This window comes from Streptomyces krungchingensis, from assembly GCF_054729265.1.
On the sequence record NZ_JBPUKY010000001.1, the window covers coordinates 243,636 to 260,371 of the forward strand.

General features: G+C 69.2%; 18 protein-coding genes. 12 read left to right on the forward strand and 6 right to left on the reverse strand.

All coding sequences use genetic code 11. The features are described 5' to 3' along the window. Positions 1-13: 13 nt before the first annotated feature. Together ACSYGO_RS01165 and ACSYGO_RS01170 are read right to left on the reverse strand one after the other, a co-directional pair. Positions 14-955 (reverse strand): AraC family transcriptional regulator, encoded by a 942-nt coding sequence (locus ACSYGO_RS01165; protein WP_460385465.1) that lies wholly within the window; start codon positions 953-955, stop codon positions 14-16. Further along, positions 952-1,881, reverse strand: coding sequence for a LysR substrate-binding domain-containing protein (locus ACSYGO_RS01170; protein WP_460385466.1), 930 nt, complete (start codon positions 1,879-1,881; stop codon positions 952-954). The genes ACSYGO_RS01165 and ACSYGO_RS01170 overlap by 4 nt, the downstream gene beginning before the upstream one ends. An 83-nt stretch (positions 1,882-1,964) precedes the next feature. Between ACSYGO_RS01170 and ACSYGO_RS01175 the strand changes: the two genes are divergently transcribed. The 3 genes from ACSYGO_RS01175 to ACSYGO_RS01185 are packed head-to-tail and all read left to right on the forward strand — an operon-like array spanning position 1,965 to position 4,515. Next, positions 1,965-3,167, forward strand: coding sequence for a thiolase family protein (locus tag ACSYGO_RS01175; RefSeq protein ID WP_432176995.1), 1,203 nt, complete (start codon positions 1,965-1,967; stop codon positions 3,165-3,167). Further along, positions 3,164-3,835: a 3-oxoacid CoA-transferase subunit A gene (locus tag ACSYGO_RS01180; RefSeq protein ID WP_460385467.1), complete on the forward strand. Its 672-nt coding sequence runs from the start codon at positions 3,164-3,166 to the stop codon at positions 3,833-3,835. Before ACSYGO_RS01175 ends, ACSYGO_RS01180 begins: the two co-directional genes overlap by 4 nt. Then, complete coding sequence (locus ACSYGO_RS01185; protein ID WP_460385468.1) at positions 3,832-4,515, forward strand: 3-oxoacid CoA-transferase subunit B; 684 nt, start codon at positions 3,832-3,834, stop codon at positions 4,513-4,515. Before ACSYGO_RS01180 ends, ACSYGO_RS01185 begins: the two co-directional genes overlap by 4 nt. 35 nt (positions 4,516-4,550) lie before the next feature. Here the strand turns inward: ACSYGO_RS01185 and ACSYGO_RS01190 are convergent, their stop codons facing one another. Beyond that, positions 4,551-4,961, reverse strand: coding sequence for a RidA family protein (locus tag ACSYGO_RS01190; RefSeq protein ID WP_435220290.1), 411 nt, complete (start codon positions 4,959-4,961; stop codon positions 4,551-4,553). Positions 4,962-5,040: 79 nt separating this feature from the next. On the opposite strand from ACSYGO_RS01190, the gene ACSYGO_RS01195 reads away from it, so the two are divergent. Next, a complete protein-coding gene (locus ACSYGO_RS01195) occupies positions 5,041-5,454 on the forward strand; it encodes a winged helix-turn-helix transcriptional regulator (protein ID WP_460385469.1) in 414 nt (137 codons plus the stop codon). A 239-nt stretch (positions 5,455-5,693) separates the two neighbouring features. Here the strand turns inward: ACSYGO_RS01195 and ACSYGO_RS01200 are convergent, their stop codons facing one another. Then, positions 5,694-5,993, reverse strand: a complete 300-nt coding sequence (locus ACSYGO_RS01200) for a hypothetical protein (protein WP_426679543.1) — start codon at positions 5,991-5,993, stop codon at positions 5,694-5,696. A 1,115-nt stretch (positions 5,994-7,108) separates the two neighbouring features. Between ACSYGO_RS01200 and ACSYGO_RS01205 the strand changes: the two genes are divergently transcribed. The 7 genes from ACSYGO_RS01205 (at position 7,109) to ACSYGO_RS01235 (ending at position 13,669) form a co-directional block, all read left to right on the forward strand. Next, positions 7,109-8,467 (forward strand): VCBS repeat-containing protein, encoded by a 1,359-nt coding sequence (locus tag ACSYGO_RS01205; RefSeq protein ID WP_460385470.1) that lies wholly within the window; start codon positions 7,109-7,111, stop codon positions 8,465-8,467. A 47-nt stretch (positions 8,468-8,514) separates the two neighbouring features. Then, positions 8,515-8,754 carry a hypothetical protein gene (locus ACSYGO_RS01210; protein WP_460385471.1) on the forward strand — a complete coding sequence of 80 codons (240 nt, stop codon included), beginning with the start codon at positions 8,515-8,517 and terminating at the stop codon, positions 8,752-8,754. 174 nt (positions 8,755-8,928) lie between these two features. After that, positions 8,929-10,239: a PP2C family protein-serine/threonine phosphatase gene (locus tag ACSYGO_RS01215; protein ID WP_460385473.1), complete on the forward strand. Its 1,311-nt coding sequence runs from the start codon at positions 8,929-8,931 to the stop codon at positions 10,237-10,239. A gap of 130 nt (positions 10,240-10,369) precedes the next feature. Continuing rightward, complete coding sequence (locus tag ACSYGO_RS01220; RefSeq protein WP_432176988.1) at positions 10,370-10,861, forward strand: DUF2975 domain-containing protein; 492 nt, start codon at positions 10,370-10,372, stop codon at positions 10,859-10,861. After that, the gene (locus ACSYGO_RS01225) at positions 10,861-11,082 is read left to right on the forward strand and encodes a helix-turn-helix domain-containing protein (RefSeq protein WP_426679538.1); all 222 of its coding nucleotides are present in this window, start codon (positions 10,861-10,863) and stop codon (positions 11,080-11,082) included. Before ACSYGO_RS01220 ends, ACSYGO_RS01225 begins: the two co-directional genes overlap by 1 nt. 560 nt (positions 11,083-11,642) lie before the next feature. Then, positions 11,643-12,302 carry a response regulator transcription factor gene (locus tag ACSYGO_RS01230; protein WP_426679537.1) on the forward strand — a complete coding sequence of 220 codons (660 nt, stop codon included), beginning with the start codon at positions 11,643-11,645 and terminating at the stop codon, positions 12,300-12,302. Continuing rightward, the gene (locus ACSYGO_RS01235; RefSeq protein ID WP_460385476.1) at positions 12,299-13,669 is read left to right on the forward strand and encodes a sensor histidine kinase; all 1,371 of its coding nucleotides are present in this window, start codon (positions 12,299-12,301) and stop codon (positions 13,667-13,669) included. Before ACSYGO_RS01230 ends, ACSYGO_RS01235 begins: the two co-directional genes overlap by 4 nt. Here ACSYGO_RS01235 and ACSYGO_RS01240 read toward each other — a convergent pair. Then, a complete protein-coding gene (locus tag ACSYGO_RS01240; RefSeq protein WP_460385477.1) occupies positions 13,647-14,543 on the reverse strand; it encodes a COG4705 family protein in 897 nt (298 codons plus the stop codon). The genes ACSYGO_RS01235 and ACSYGO_RS01240 overlap by 23 nt on opposite strands. A gap of 148 nt (positions 14,544-14,691) precedes the next feature. Further along, entirely contained in the window at positions 14,692-15,534 is an 843-nt protein-coding gene (locus ACSYGO_RS01245) for a COG4705 family protein (protein ID WP_460385478.1), read from the reverse strand. A 285-nt stretch (positions 15,535-15,819) separates the two neighbouring features. On the opposite strand from ACSYGO_RS01245, the gene ACSYGO_RS01250 reads away from it, so the two are divergent. Beyond that, positions 15,820-16,491 carry a DedA family protein gene (locus ACSYGO_RS01250; RefSeq protein WP_432176983.1) on the forward strand — a complete coding sequence of 224 codons (672 nt, stop codon included), beginning with the start codon at positions 15,820-15,822 and terminating at the stop codon, positions 16,489-16,491. Positions 16,492-16,736 lie beyond the last annotated feature (245 nt).

Consider the following 16,736-nt stretch of genomic DNA (forward strand, 5'->3'; position numbering starts at 1 on the left):
GGGCCGGGCTGCGTCAGGGCTGTGCGCGGGCCTGACGCAGCACATCGGTGGCGCGCAGCCCGAATCGCTGTTTGAACCGGTGGGAGAAGTGGGTGGCCGATCCGAACCCACAGCGTGCTGCGGCTTCGGTCACGGTCGTCACGCCGCCCTGCTGCAGCAGCGTTCGGGCACGCTCCAGGCGGCGGTGGAGCAGGTATTGCGGAACGGTCGTGCCGCCCGAGGAGAAGACCCGTGAGAGGTGGCGCTCGCTGATCCCGACGCCGCGGGCGATGCGGGCCGCCGAGAGGCCCGGGTCGGTCAGGTGCTCGTCGATGTACGCCTTGGCGACGGTCAGGTGGACGGCGGCGAGGGACGCTGCCCGACCGGTCACCATGGAGGCGAGCAGGTCCAGCAGGACGTCCTCGTCCACGTCGGCGGAGCTTTCCGGGCGCAGTGCCTGGGCGGCGAGCGTGGCCAGCGTCCTGGTCTGGACGACGGCGTCGTCGCCGATGACCAGCGGTCGCGTGAGAGACACCGGCCCCCCGAGCTCACGCCAGACCTCGTGGGGGATCTTGATCGCGACTTCTTCGAGGCCGTGTGAGAAGCCACGCATGAAGGGCTGGTCGGCGTCGCAGACCAGCATCTGCCCGGGGTGCAGCAGATGGACCCCGTCGTCGTGGTAGAAGAACGCGTCGCCGGCCAGGGTCAGGTAGCAGGCCACGGCTCCGGACGGCACGCGGCGGATCTCTGCCTGGGGCCGTTCGACGACGTGCGGGCTGCCGAGCACTCGGGCCACATGCGCCCGGGGGAGCTGCAGGTTGATCTCTGTCGCGTTCAGGGCCGTGTCCTGGAGGGCGCGGCAGCGCAGGCCGATGAGGGCCGTGGCGTTGTGCTCCTCCCACAAGGCGATGCGTTGTGCCTCGGGAAGTCCGACGGTGCTGAAGCGCACCGGGGCGTCTGTCGTCCCGCTCGTCATTTCTCCAGAGTAGGGGTAGGGGCCGGGCTCTCCGGGTGTTCCAGGTCATGGGCGCATCGTCTGATCACGGAGGAGACCTGCTCGGTTGCGGGGGTGCTGCCCCGGGCACGGCGGGCGAGCACCAGGTCGACGGATTCGTTCTCGGTGATCGGCACGTAGGCGACGCTGCTGAGGCTGAGGCTCTGGACCGACGCGGGGACGAGGGCGACGCCGTGGCCGGCGGCGACGAAGACGACGAGTGTGGCCGTCTCGCCGACCTCCATCAGGGAGGGGGGCTGGAAGCCGGCACGTCGGCACGCGGCCAGGACCTGGTCGTACATGGAGGAGCGGGAGCGTGAGGGGTGGATGACGAAGGGCTCGTCGGCCAGCTCTTCGAGCGCGATGCGTCGTCGGCCCGCCAGTGGATGGTGGGAGGGCAGAACGGCCACCAGGGATTCGGAGCGCAGGAGCGTGGTGCGGATGTCCTCGTGCTCGACGGTGCCGCGGAGGACCGCGAGGTCGTAGGTGCCGGCGAGCAGGCCGTCGACCAGGTCGGGGGTGAGGAGTTCGCCTCGCAGATCCATGGTGACGTTGGGCATGTGGGCGCGTACGGTGCGTGCGACCTGGGGCAGCAGGTCGTAGGTGGCCGTGCCGATGAAGCCGATGGAGACGCGGCCGATGTAGCCGGTGGCCAGCTCCGTCATGTGACGTCGGGCCTGTTCGGCCTGCGCGGTCAGGGAGCGTGCGTACTCGACGAAGTGCTGACCGGCTTCGGTGAGCGCGACGTGCCGGGTGGAGCGGGTGAACAGCGCGGTGCCCAGCTCCTTCTCCAGCTGCTTGATCTGCTGGGAGAGGGCCGGCTGTGCCACGTGCAGGCGAGCAGCCGCGCGGCCGAAGTGGCATTCCTCGGCCAACGCCAGGAAGTAGCGGATCTGCCGTAGCTCCATGACCCGATTCTATAAGGCGTCTTTATCAATCGATCGCGATTAGGTCTTGGACGGGCCGTCCGACGGGCTCCTACGGTGACGGTGTGAACGACAGCTATCTCTATTCGGCGGCACGGACCCCCTTCGGCCGGTACTCGGGCGCTCTCGCCCACATCCGGCCCGACGACCTCGCCGCACACATCATCAACGGAACTCTGGCCAGGACTCCGGCCCTGGATCCCGAAGAGATCGGTGACGTCGTCTGGGGCAACGCCAACGGCGCCGGTGAGGACAACCGCAATGTCGGCAGGATGGCCGTCCTCCTCGCCGGACTCCCCACCTCGGTGCCCGCCACGACCGTCAATCGCCTGTGCGGATCGTCCCTGGACGCCGCCCTCATCGCCTCGCGCGCCATCGAGACCGGCGACGCGGACATCGTCCTGACGGGCGGAGTCGAATCGATGACCCGGGCTCCCTGGGTGCTGCCCAAGCCCGAGCGCGCCTACCCGGTCGGGAACACCACCGCGGTGTCGACCACGCTCGGATGGCGCCTGGTCAACGAGCGCATGCCCAAGGAGTGGACGGTCTCGCTGGGTGAGGCCAACGAGCAGCTGGCCGACCGTTTCGCGATCTCCCGGGAGCGCCAGGACGCATTCGCCCTCCGCTCCCACCGCCTCGCCGACGAGGCCTGGAACGCGGGCTTCTACGACGACCTGGTCGTCCCCGTCCCACAGGAAGACGGCACCGCTCTCCATCGGGACGAGGGAATCCGCCCCGGAACCAGCATGGAGAAGCTCGCCGCACTCAAACCGGCCTTCCGCACCGACGGCCTCATCACGGCCGGCAACGCCTCCCCGCTCAACGACGGCGCCTCGGCGGTGCTCATCGGCTCGGAGGCCGCCGCGGTGCGCATCGGCAGCGATCCCCTCGCCCGCATCGCGGGCCGCGGCGTCTCCGCGCTGGATCCGCAGATGTTCGGCTTCGCCCCCGTCGAGGCGGCGAACCGGGCCCTGAAACGCGCCGGCATCTCCTGGTCGGACGTCGCCGCCGTCGAACTCAACGAGGCCTACGCGGTGCAGGCACTGGCCTGCGTGGACGCCTGGGACATCGATCCGCAGGTCGTCAACGCGAAGGGCGGCGCCATCGCCCTCGGCCACCCCCTGGGCGCTTCCGGCGGCAGGCTGCTGGGCACCCTCAGCCGCCGTCTGCAGGAGTCCGGACAGCGGTGGGGTGTCGCCGCCATCTGCATCGGCGTCGGCCAGGCACTGGCTGTCGTCCTGGAGAACGTCACCGGGAACAGCCGATGACCGCGCAGCTGTACACCGACGTGGACGAGGCGGTCACCGGCATCCAGGACGGCTCGACGGTGCTCGTCGGAGGCTTCGGCATGGCCGGCATGCCCGTCGCACTGATCGACGCCCTGATACGCCAGGGGGCCACCGACCTCACCGTCGTCTCCAACAACGCCGGCAACGGCGACACCGGCCTGGCCGCGCTGCTCGCCAAGGGACGGGTCCGCAAGGTGATCTGCTCCTTCCCCCGCCAGGCCGACTCGTGGGTGTTCGACAATCTCTACCGGGCAGGAAAGATCGAACTCGAGGTCGTCCCCCAGGGAAATCTCGCGGAACGCCTCAGGGCGGCCGGAGCCGGCATCGGCGCCTTCTTCTGCCCCACCGGCGCCGGCACACTGCTGGCCGAAGGCAAGGAGGTACGCGAGATCAACGGCCGCACCCACGTGCTGGAGTACCCCATCAGCGGGGACGTCGCGCTGATCGGCGCCCACCGATCCGACCGTATGGGCAACCTCGTCTACCGCAAGACCGCCCGGAACTTCGGCCCCGTCATGGCCACCGCGGCTACCACGGTCATCGCCCAGGTCCAGGAGATCGTCGAGACCGGCGCGATCGACCCCGAGACCGTCGTCACGCCCGGCATCTACGTCGACCGAGTCGTCCAGGTGGTTGATCACGTATGAACCAGACACCTTCACAGACGCCCGGACAGGGCCCGCTGAGCAAGCACGACATCGCGGCGCTGATCGCTCGCGACATCCCGCACGGCTCCTTCGTCAATCTCGGCATCGGCCAGCCCACCCTGGTCGCCGACCACCTCTCCCCCACCTCCGGCGTCGTCCTCCACACCGAGAACGGCATGCTGAACATGGGACCCGCCGCCGGGGAGGACCAGGTCGACCCGGACCTGACCAACGCGGGCAAGGTCCCCGTCACCGAACTGCCCGGCGCCGCCTACTTCCACCACGCCGACTCCTTCGCGATGATGCGCGGCGGCCACCTGGACTTCTGCGTACTCGGCGCGTTCCAGGTCTCCGCACAAGGCGACCTCGCCAACTGGCACACCGGCGCACCCGACGCCATCCCCGCGGTGGGCGGAGCCATGGACCTGGCGATCGGCGCGAAGAAGGTCTTCGTGATGATGAACCTGTTCACCCGCGACGGAACACCCAAGCTGGTGTCCGAGTGCGGCTACCCGCTCACCGGGCTCGCCTGCGTGAACCGCGTCTACACGGACCTGGCGGTGTTCGACATCACCGCGCACGGTGTGAGCGTGCGGCAGACCTTCGGCGTCGACGTGCACGAGCTCAGCGATCGTCTGGGCCTGCCGTTGCTGACGACGTCGCCGGGACAGTCGGTCTGACAGCGGCGACACGAGGCCCTGAGGCGTGCGTCGGGTCAGTCGAGCACCGCGGTGGCTTCGACCTCGACGAGCACATCCGGCTCGAAGAGGTGGTCGACTCCGATGAGGGACGCCGGTGGCATGGGAAGTCGAAGCCCGATCTCGTCGGCGACTGTCTCCACTCCGGTCATGAAGTCGTCGATCTTCTCCGGGCTCCACTTCGTCACGTAGAAGGTCAGGCGCAGTACATCCGCGAACGTCGCGCCCGCTCCTCGCAGTCCGAGGGCGGTATTACGCAGCGCCTGGGCGACCTGGCCGGCAAGGTCGCCCACTGCCACCGGCGTCCCGTCGGCGTTGCGTGCGACCTGCCCGCTGACGTGTATGTGCTTGGACCCGGTGCCCACGGCGACGTGGTGGTAGGGGGTGGGCTGCAGCATGCCCTCCGGCGTGAAGTGCTTGACGGTCATGGTTGTTCCTCCTGCTCAAGAAAGGTATCTGTACGCTACCTAGTAGGAAGAAGACACTTCAACGACACCAGGTTTCGCCATGGATACCGACGACGAACTCCGCACCCCCGCCCCGCACCGCGAACTGCTCGACCAGGTGCTCGACAAGTGGTCCCTCAGCGTCCTCAACGAGCTCTGCGAACGCCCCTGCCGCTTCAACGAACTGCGCCGGGCCATCCCCGAAGTCACCCAGAAGTCGCTGACGGCAACACTTCGACGACTCGAGCGCAACGGAGTGATCGAGCGCGAAGTCATCTCCACACGCCCGGTCGCGATCAGGTACCGCATCACACCGCTGGGCAAGACCCTCAGGCACCCCGTGGACGTACTGCTGGCATGGGCCGCAGAACACCTGCCCGCCATCGAACGCGCCCGCGACACCTTCGACACGTCAGAAGACCGGGAAGAGACAGGCACCTCACGCTCGGCCACGGGGTTGGAGCAGAGCTCGTAGCAGATCCGGAGTCGGCCAAGACAAAACATGGTGCAGCAGCGTCGGCGGGCGTGAGAGCCCCTTCCTCCTCGTCGCCTACTGCAAAACAGTCCGATGACCCACGATGACGCCCTCAAGCAGCTCAGTCACATCGGGCGTGCCAGGGCATTCGGTCAACACGTCGAGTCGCACCGGCTCATCCAAGCGGGGCTGGACGCGGTGATGCGTGGTGTTGAAAGCCCCTCACTCGCCAGGGGGCGTTACTCCGGAGATGCTCCGGTGCCGTAGAAGCGCCCTCGGTCGCACAGGGCGTCGATCTCGGCGTTGTCCTCCTGGCTCAGTTGCGCATCCAGCGCGACGCTGATGACCCGTCGGGCGCGGGCCAGTCGACGAGCGACATCCCAGTCCGCAATGAACTTGCCGACGGTGCACTCGTCGGCAGTTCCGGATGCCTGACGGGATCCGAGTCGGTCGAGGGAAACGACGAACTCGTTCAGGTCGTGCAGTACTTCGACGGCCTCGCTGAGTGGTATGCGGATCTCTCGGGAGGACATGTCCATCGGCCGATTCAACTCCAGAGATGGTGCTCGGGCCGCTGCCCGCCTGCAGAATGCTACCGAGGTCCTGCTGGACCGTACCGCGGGACGGTGCAACCGGGTGGAACCCCGACGCCGGGCGCGGGCGTTCCGGGTCTCTTCGGTGCCCACCATCACGGCGGTCGCACCACCGACGGCCGGTGGCAGCGCGAGGGCGTTCCGGGACGGCGCCGACATCGACGCCCGGACGGGTGGCGTCTGCTCAGCTTTTTGAGGCTGCCGCCATGGCGGACGACGCGATCCTGCTCGGGCGGGAATGACGATCGGATCAGTGCGGGTCCGCGGGCGCCTGATCCGAACGGATCCGAACGACACCGGGCCTTGTTGTCCTTCTCAGGGACGAGGGTGGGTGCCGAAAAAATCCTGCTCGGAGGGTAAGAGCCGCATCCGTGGGCACGATGCGTCCAAGCGCGTCGACGAGGACGCTGGGCTCATCAGTCATGAGGAGGCGTCATGAACCGTCAGATCCGGATTCGCGTCAACCGCCGGCCCGCCGCTCCACGCGAGATGCCGATCGACCGCAGGACGCCGTCGGGACGTGTGCTGCCGTACTGACTCATCCAAGGTGACTGTATTGATCGACTCGTGCCGGCCCAGAGGTGTCGGCACCTTCATACCGAGTCGCGCGCCAGTGCTCGTGCGGCCCCTCACGACTGCCGGACGGTCAGGAGCAACACCCCAGCGGTCGCACACGGTTGATCCACGCCTCTCGGACTCCTGACCGAGCTCCGCCTCCGGTGCCGAACGCCCCGGAGGCGTCAACTCGCCGTGCCCCGCGGTGCAGTGGCGACGGGACACGCGCGCCGAGCAAGGTCACGCGTTGCGTGGGTATGACCATGTCGCCCCGTTCGAGTGAGGTCTTCCCGCGTTCACAGGTGGTCTTGGTGAACGGAGTGAGAAATCTGGACCTCTTCCAGGGCAACCCCGTCCCGCTCGGGTGAGTCGAACTGTGCGGCGTGGAGGGGATCTTGAGCCTCGTCACGCCGCACTCCTCTGTCTCCACGACTTCCGGAGCCGATGTGTCCTCCCCGTCTCGTCCCTTCCGCACGCGTACTCTCGCGACGGCCACCGCTGTCGCCGTGGCCGCCGGAGCCCTGCCGGCACTGACCTTCGCGGCGAGTGCCGCTCCCCAGCGGGCCGCCCACGAGTTGCGTGCCGACTTCAACGGTGACGGCTACGAGGACCTTGCCGTCGGCGCGCCGTACGCCACCGTGGGGGGCAAGGCTCGCGCGGGCTATGTGGCGGTGTTGTACGGGTCCGCCGCGGGGCTTTCGGCGAAGAAGGTTTACTCGCAGGCGTCCGCGGGCGTCCCCGGCGCGGTCGAGCAGGGCGACTTGTTCGGCAGCCGGCTCACCACGGCTGACCTGGACGGCGACGGGTACGCCGATCTGCTCGTCGATGCCGGGAACGAGCGCTGGAGCCAGGACGGCATCGGCCGGCAGGGCAGCCGGACGGTGCTGTGGGGCGGTGCGAGGGGCGTCGGCTCCGGCACGCTGCTGCCCGCCGAGGGCAGCGGTATCGGGCAGGCCTATCGGACCGTGTCCGGTGACTTCGACGGCGACGGGCACCAGGACCTGGCGCACAACGGCCGTGTGCTGTTCGGCCCGTTCGGGCGCGACGGCCGCCCGGCGAACACTCAGGAAGGCGCGGACTTCAGCGACGGCGACCTGAACACGGTCGCAGCGGCGGTCGGGGACACCGACGGTGACGGCGTCGACGACATCGTGACGCTGGCGCGGACGTACGACCCGGACGACGAGGGCAACTACGGCACCTACGTGTACTACGCGCGGGGCGGCCGCGACGGCCTGCGGGCCCCCGTGCGGCTGTCGGACCTGACCGGGCCGCCCGCCGACACCGTGGCGCTCGGCGATCTCAACGGTGACCACCGGGCGGATCTCGTCGTCGGCGGGGCGTACCTGCGGATCGTCTACTCCGGCCTCCGGGGCCTCGTGCCCGGCGCTCCTCAGGTGATCACCCAGGACACGCCGGGGGTGCCGGGCAGCCAGGAGGCCGGGGACGAGTTCGGCCGGTCCGTTTCTGTCCGGGACGTCGACGGCGACGGCTGTGCGGACATCGTCGCGGGCATCCCGTACGAGGACTTCGGCCGGGTGCGGAACGCCGGCACCTTCGCCGTCGTACCGGGCGGCCGTTCGGGGGTGACCGGCGCCGGCACCAAGGTGTTCAGCCAGGACGGCACGGGCGTGCCGGGGACCGCCGAGTCGGGGGACGCCTTCGGTTCCACCACCTACCTGGCGGACGGCAACGGCGACGGCAGGGCCGAGCCGGTGGTCGGTGCGCCAGGGGAGGACGCCGGCGCGGGCGCGTTCTGGGTGTTCCCGGGCCGAACGACTGCCCGAGGCTCCTACGCGGTCACCGCCCGCACCCTCGGCACGGTCGCGAAGGGCGCCGGGCTCGGTTCCGTGTTCGCCGGCTGAACCGCCTCTCACCCTTCCGTCCCACCACGTCAGGACACACCAGCGGGGTGCCCGGCACCGCGGAGAAGGGCGACCGGTTCGGCCTTGCGACCGTGCTGGTCGACACCAATGCCGACCACAAGGCCGGGCTGGTCGTCGGCGACCCGGACGAGAACGCCTCCAGCGCTTCGGTGTGGGCGTTCGCGGCGGGCTCCGGCGGGATCCCCGCGAACGGGTCGTTCTCGTTCGAGGCCACCACGGCCGGACTGCCCAACCATCAGGCCGAGTTCGGCGAGTCGCTGGGCTGACCCGCCGTCCGCACGAAGGCGCTCCGGCCATGCGGGTCGCACAGCCGGGCCGGTCGGCCGGCACGCGCCTCGCATGCCGTGCGTAGCCCAGGTGATGGCATCCGCACCCGATGACGATCGCGCGGCTATCGATTCGGGAAGGCACCCTCCGTGGAAGGCTACGACGTTGATCAGATGCTTGAGCTGGCGCTGACCCGGCTGACGGTGCTGGCGGACATCAACTCCGCCCTGGCCGAGACCATGGATGCGAGCGAGGGGCTGCGTCGGGTCTGCACGATCCTGGCGCGCCGCGTCGGAGACTGGTGTGCCATCGACCGGCTGGCGGGCGACGACGAGGTCCATCGCATCTGCGCGACGCGGACCGAGACCGCCTCCGCATTGCTGACGGAGGAGCGAACCACTCTGCCGGAGACGGCCACCGGCCCACTGGCCCGTGTCCTGCGCGGCGCGGGCCCGCTGCTCCTGACCCGTGCCGATCTTCAAAAGTCGGCTCCGCACCGCGACCCATGGGACACCGCCGAGGAACTGGGATACGCCCGGCGGGACGCGGTCAGCGCCATCATCGCCCCGCTCTGGGCCCGTCGGGAGGTACTCGGCGCCCTGACCGTCACACGATGCGGCGATCATCCGCTGCTCGTTGCCGACGACGTGCGGTTGGTCGACGACATCGTCCACCGCGTCGGCCTCGCCATCGACAATGCCCGTCTGCACCGCGAGACCCAGCACATCGCCGAGCGGCTGCAACGCTCGCTCCTGCCTCCCCTGCCTCACGGCGGCGCACTGACCATGGCCGCCCGCTACTCCCCCTCCGCCAGCGGCGCGCAGGTCGGCGGGGACTGGTACGACAGCTTCCTGCTGCCCAACGGCGACACCACCCTGATCATCGGCGACGTGACCGGCCACGATCTCCAGGCGGCCGTCACCATGAGCAAGCTGCGCAACATGCTCCGCGGCATCGCCTGCGACCGCCAGGAATCTCCCCACAGGATCCTTCAACGCCTGGACGTCGCTCAGCACACCCTGTACCCCGACGCCACCGCCACGTGCCTCTACGCCCTCGTCCACGGTCCCGAGAACGGACCCTGGGAACTCGAACACTCCAGCGCCGGCCATCCCGCTCCCCTGCTCGTCACCAAGGACGGCGACACCCGCTACCTGGACGACGGCCACGGACACATGCTCGGCGCCAGCACCGACCTGCCCCGCACCAGCGCGACCGCGCCCCTACCCGCCCAGTCGACCGTTCTCCTCTACACCGACGGACTCATCGAACGCCGCGGCGAGTCCATCGACCGCGGCTTCACCCGCCTGCGCCAACACGCTGCGGCCCTCGCCCGCGAAACCCCGGAGACCTTCTGCGCGGAACTCCTGACCGGTCTTGCCTCCGACAACACCGACGACATCGCCCTGCTCGCCCTGCGTCTGCCGCCCAACGACCACTCCCCCACCACAACGGCGTCCCACGAGAGCCGACGGTTCGCGTGAACGCCATGCCGTGAGACGGCGCGCGGCGTCCCACCAAGTGCGAAGCCGCCCCCCACCCTCCGTTCCACCCCCTTGCCCCACCTATCGAAATTCGATAGATTTCTATCGCAACTCATTGGAAGGGTGGGTCATGGGAAAACTGACCGTGCGTGCGCTGCGCGCCGTGCTCGTGGTGGTGCTCGCCGGCACCGTGTTCGTACAGGCGATGATGGTGTGGACATTGGTCAGCGGGAACGACCCGGAGGACGGGTCACTGCCACTGACCCCGTTGCGCGTGTGCACGATTCTGGGCATGGCGTCGGCCCAGGTCGCTCTGGTCTGCGTATGGCGGCTGGTGACCATGGTGCGACGCGGAACCGTGTTCTCCCACGCCGCCTTCCGGTACGTGGACGGGATGATCGGCGCGATCGTGGCGGCTGCCCTCGTATGGTTCGCGGTCACGGCCCTCAACGCCCCGGGCCAGCGGGACGACCCGGGCGTCACCGTCATCATGGGCGGGGTCGGCGTGGCCATCCTGGGGGTCGCACTCATCGTGCACGTGCTGCGGATGCTGCTCACCCAGGCCGTCGCGCGCGATGTCGAAGCGGCGCAGATGCAGGCCGAGTTGGACGAGGTGATCTGATGCCGATCGCCGTCGACATCGACGTGATGCTGGCCAAGCGCAAGATGTCCGTGGGAGAGCTCGCGGACCGCATAGGGATCACACCCGCCAACCTGGCAGTACTCAAGAACGGCCGCGCCAAGGCAGTGCGCTTCGCGACGCTCGCCGCACTCTGCGAGGTGCTCGAGTGCCAGCCGGGCGACCTGCTGCGCTGGGAGGCCGAGGGCGTCGCGGGCGAATGAACCGTGCCCGACCCGCCGTCCGCCCTGGAGCGGAGCCTGCCGGCGGAGGCGACGGCGCGGCACGCCTGGCCCCTGGACCGGGCGAGGCCTCTCGTCGAGGAACCGGCAGGTGCGACACCCGCGGGCACCGCCTGCACGAAGCCGGCCAATGCGTCGGCACGCCTCGAAACACGCTCGTTCGGGAACGCTCTTGGCACCCTTATCGTCTACAGTGCAGTAGACGGTCTACTTCTCTGTAGTCGGTCGTGTCGTCCTGTTCAACCTGTTCAGGTCGTCCGCAGGAAAGGGTTCTGACCGTATGGCCACACCGGGCCCGGCCGCCGCACACGGACTGGGCCACACACGCCTCCGGCGGCGGGTCGTTTCTCTCGGGCCACAGCCCCGCGTGCGCGCTGGTGGCCCTGAGCCGCGGCCTTCTCGGGGTGCACTGGTCCGCCGATGTCGTCCCAGGCCGGCTCGTCGCCATCGGCCGGCTCGGCATGTGCTGTGGGCGTCGACCCGGTGGCCGCACGGATCGTTCATCGCGGGCACGACTCCCCGCCCGGCCGAGGGAGAATCCCATGCGCTCCAAGATCCTGATCGTTGAGGACGACCATGCGCTGCGGGACGCGCTGCGCCGTGGGCTGTCCGACGACTTCGATCCCGTGCTCGCCCCCGACGGGGCGATGGCCCTGCGGCTGGCGACCGGGGCCGTCTCGGCGGCGGTCCTGGACATCGGACTGCCCGACGCAGATGGCCGGGACGTGTGCCAGGCGATGCGGGCCAACGGCTTCCCAGGCCCCGTGATCTTCCTGACCGCCCGCCACCAGCTCACCGACCGGTTGTCGGGGTTCTCCGCGGGAGGCGACGACTACCTGCCCAAGCCCTTCCACCTCGCCGAACTCGCTGCCCGGCTGAGAGCCGCGCTGAAGAGATCCGCTCCACGGTCCGTGGCCTCGTCCGGTGACCTGGTCCTGGATGCCGTGGACCACACCATGACGGCTCAGGGCGCGCCGGTCGCCCTGTCCCCGACCGAATTCCGGGTCCTGGCCACGCTCGTTGCCGCGGACGGTGGGATCGTGCGCCGTATCGACCTGGTCCGCGCCGGCTGGCCGGACGGCGCACAGGTCAGTGACAACACCCTGGACCAGTACCTGACCCGGCTGCGCCGCAAGCTGCGCGAGGCGGGCAGCGGCCTGAGCCTCGGCACAGCCCGCGGGATCGGACACCGTCTGTCATGAGCGGGCCCCTGCGCCGCCTGGTCCCCCGCACCTTGCGTGGCCGACTCTCCCTGGTGGCGCTGACCACCGCCGCACTGCTGATGACGGTCTTGACCGTGGTGTTCAACGTGGTGATGGACCGGCACCTGCAACACCAGGCGGACAGCGAACTGCACACCCGCGCGGACGCGGTGGCCACCACCGTCGACACCAGCGGCAACCGGGTGCGGGTCCTGGAGACCGCCAACGACCGGCTCCTCGACGCGAACGTGTGGGTCTACGCAAGCGGGCGACTGCTGGAGAAGCCTCCCTCCGCGGCGGCCGGCAGTCCGCTGGCCGAGGCCGCGGACCGGCTGGTCGCGCAGCGCCGGTACGCCTGTACGACGGTCCAGGACCGTCAGCCCATCCGGCTGTGCGCGCTGGCCGTGGCCGGCCACCATGACGCCGCTGTCGTCACCGCCCTGGATCTCGGCCCGTACCGGAGTTCCGCCGACACGCTGCTGCTGGGCTCCCTGGTCCTGGACGCCGTGATGCTCGGGTGCACGTACGTGCTCACCCGTCTGTCGGTCGGCAGGGCCCTGCGCCCCGTACGGACCATGACCGTTCAGGCCGCCCAGTGGAGTGCCGTGGGCTCGGACGCCCGTTTCGGCGCCGCGCGTCAGCCGGCCGAACTCACCGATCTGGGCACCTCGCTGGACGCACTCCTGGACCGCATACGCACCGTGCTGCGGCACGAGCAGCAGCTGACCGGGGAGTTGTCCCACGAGCTGCGCACCCCGCTCACCCGGATCGTCATCGAGCTCGACTGGCTGCAGGCCCGGCCCCGCTCCGCCGGTGAGATCCGCGCGGCCCACGTGGTGATGGCCGAGGCCGCGCGGTCCATGCGCACGATCTGCGACACCCTGCTCGACGACGCCCGCGAGAGTGCCCTGAACCCGGCGACGGTTCCCGGCACCACCGACGTCGTACCCGTCCTGCAGCGCCTGCTCCAGGACACCGAGGCTCCGGAGCCGCTGAAGACCACGCTGGAGACCGAGGTTCCGGTTCTGCGGGCGGCGGTCGCGCCCGCTCTGCTCGAACGGATCCTCAGTCCCCTGCTGGCCAATGCCGCCCGCTACGCCGAGTCCACCGTGACCGTGTCCGCGCGGACCATGCCCGGCGCAGTGGACATCGACGTCGTCGACGACGGTCCGGGCGTGCCGGAGGCGTTCGTCGGCGAGTTGTTCCGGCCGGGGCAACGCGCCGAGGCCGACGACGGGCACGACGGGGCGGGGCTGGGACTTCCGCTCGCGCGGCGCCTGGCCCGTGCCGTCGGCGGCGAGGTCCTTTACGACGACGCCTACGCGTCCGGGGCCAGATTCACGGTCAGCCTGCCCGCCGGCGGCTGACCTGCTCCCGTTTCGTGGCCGATGCGGTGCTGCCCCTGCGCTCCTGCGCCTGGGCAAAGACCATCAGGCCGAACAGGACGGCGACGAGGACCGCCGACGCACCCGCGGTCCCGAGGTCCAGACCGCCCTTGGCGACCGGCTTCGTGAGGAAGTCTCCCGCCGTCGCGCCGAGGGGACGGGTGAGGACGAAGGCGATCCAGAACAGAAGCACGTTCGGCACCGCGGGCACCTTCATCAGTGCGAGGAGCAGAGCGAGTACGGCGGTCACGAGCAGCGCGCCCCCTGCGTAGCCGAGGCCGGAGCTGTCGGACAGGAAGTCGCCCATCGAGGTGCCGAGCGTGTTGGACACCAGGATCGCGGACCAGAACAGGGCCTCGCCGCGGAAACTGACGATGTCACGGATCTGGAATGTCATCCCGCTCAGTTTCCAGGCGACGAAGACGGCCAGGAGGATCGAGATCAGGATGGCCGCTCCGGCCGGGTATCCCAGGCCGAGACCCTGTGGGCCCCAGCCGAGCGAAGTGGCGCCGTCGGAGAGGTATCTGGCACTGGCGTCGCGGTTCATGAAGTCGGACATGGTGGTGCCGGCCATGCTGGTCGACAGGATCACGGTCCAATAGAAGAACGGGTTGTAGCGCCGAGACCGCAGCTGGACGACCAGGGTCACCACAAAGATCGCGAAGAGCGCGATCGTGGTGAGGAAGTAGCCGAGTTTCAGGGTCTGCGCGAAGAGGTCGCCCGCCGTCTCGCCGAGCGTCGTCGCGGCGATCTTCATGATCCAGAAGGCCAGTGTGACCTCTGGCAGTTTCTTCATCACCGCGGTGGTCGACATGCTCGCCGCGTCGACGCCGTTGAGGACCTCTGGTTTCTCCATCGTGGTGCTCCTGATCGTGCCGAACGACAGAGCGCCCGCCCCGGGACGCGGGCGAGCGCTCTGCTCCGATGAGCCGACCGCGGACGGCAGCCGACATGTCGACCGTGGCACGACGAGCCTGAACGCGGCCTGAATGCCTGCCGGAGGGTCAGGCCACCTGCCGGACTCCTGACTCCGGATCGGTGACGTCCTTGCGGGAAACTGCCAGGTACACCACCAGGGCAAGGATGACTGCCAGGAACAGCACGCTGGTCACCACGGTGCCCAGGCCCAAACCACCGTCCGCGGACGGCTGGGACAGGTAGTCACCGATCGAGGCACCGAGCGGGCGGGTCAGGATGTAGGCGATCCAGAAACTCCACACCGCGTTGAGGCCCAGGGCGAAGTGCGCGACGGCCACAGCGGCGATCGCCAGGGCGAAGAGCACCGCGGACAGCCAGTAGCCGAGATCCATGCGCTCGGAGACCAGGTCACCGGCCGCCGTCCCCAGAGCGAAGGTGAACAGGACGGCCAGCCAGTAGAAGGACTCGCGGCTGGTGGTGTCGATGTGATGGATGGACAGCGTCCGCTCACGCCGGTACCAGACCCCGAAGACCACCGCGAGGATCACGGCGAACACCGTGGTGCTGGTCTCCAGGGGCACGCCCATGTTGTCGGTGAGGTTGTCGCTGATCAGCGTACCGACGACGCTGATCAGCGCCACGGCCGCCCAGTACACGCCCGCCCGGTAGGCCTTCGTGCGGAACTGGACGACCAGGACCACCGCCAGAACCGCGCTCATCAGCACCGACACACCGGTCAGGCCCAGTCCGGCCTTCTCGGCCAACAGGTCTGCCGCGGTCTCTCCGACCGTCGTGCACAGTACTTTGATCACCCAGAAGTAGACGGTGACCTCGGGCACCTTTTTCCGACGCAGCCGGTGACCGGACGACCCTGCAACCGGGCTTCCCGCACTGGCTATCGCCGAGGAATCGAACGTCTCGTATGTCATGGCAGGTGACCGTGCCACCGCGCACCTGAACGCATCCTGACTGCTTCCGAGCGCCTTCTACCAGCCGTGTTCCTCCATACACCTGCAGGCAGCACGGTGATCGCGTACAGGGCGATGTCCGGGCGCACCCCCTGCGCGCCTGTCATGGGGCTACGTCCGCCTCGCCATCGTCTACAGTGAAGTAGACCGACTACTGTCTTGTAGACATAGATACGCACGGAACGAGCACGCCTTCGAGCGTTCCGGTCCGCCTGGCCCCTACCGGCATCACGAAGAGGCTCGTCCATGACACTCGCGCACCAAGCGGCATCGCAGGTACACCTCGCCGTGAACCTTCTCGACGCACAGTCGTTGCTCGCCTCCTTCGGCACCCTCGGCATCGCCGTCGTCCTCTTCGCCGAGACCGGTCTCCTCATCGGCTTCTTCCTGCCGGGCGACTCCCTGCTGTTCACCGCCGGGCTGTTGTGCGCCGGCTCGGCGACGCAGCCCGGTCACCTGTCTCTGCCCTGGGTCCTCGTGGCCGCGGCAGCCGGGGCCCTCGCCGGCGCACAGACCGGATACCTGCTGGGCCGTAAGGCGGGGCCGGCGTTCCTGGCCAGCACGAAGTCCCGCAAGATCAAGGAAGGCGCCGACCGTGCCGGGGACATCCTGCACCGATACGGTCACGGCAAGGCGATCGTGCTGGCCCGGTTCCTGCCGATCGTGCGCACCGTGCTCAACCCTTTGGCCGGCATCTTGGCCGTTCCGGCGCGCACGTTCGCACTGTCGCAGATCCTCGGGGGTCTGGTGTGGACGGTCGGCCTGGTCCTCGCCGGTTACGGCCTGGGCGCTTCGGTGCCCGACGTCGACCGTTACCTCCTGCCGATCATCGCCGTGATCGTCGTGGTCTCGCTCGTGCCGATCGGCCTCGAACTGATCCGCTCCCGCCAGGCCCGCGAGACGGGCGACAGTGCGTGAAGCCCTCCTCACTGCAGCAACATCGGGTCAGACTCCGCCCCTTGGCCTGCCACTGCCTGGTTTCGTTTGGGTGCGGGCACCCCTGCGAGCCGGGCACGGGCGACCATTCATCGGACAGAGCCTGAGCGGCGCCCGTTCCTCCTTCAGGTGGCAGGACGCGCCGCGTGCGGGCCGTGCGGTCGGTCACGAGATGGCCAGGGCCGGCGGCGCGGCTGATCGCCGACTCGACGGCCGCGATCCGTTCG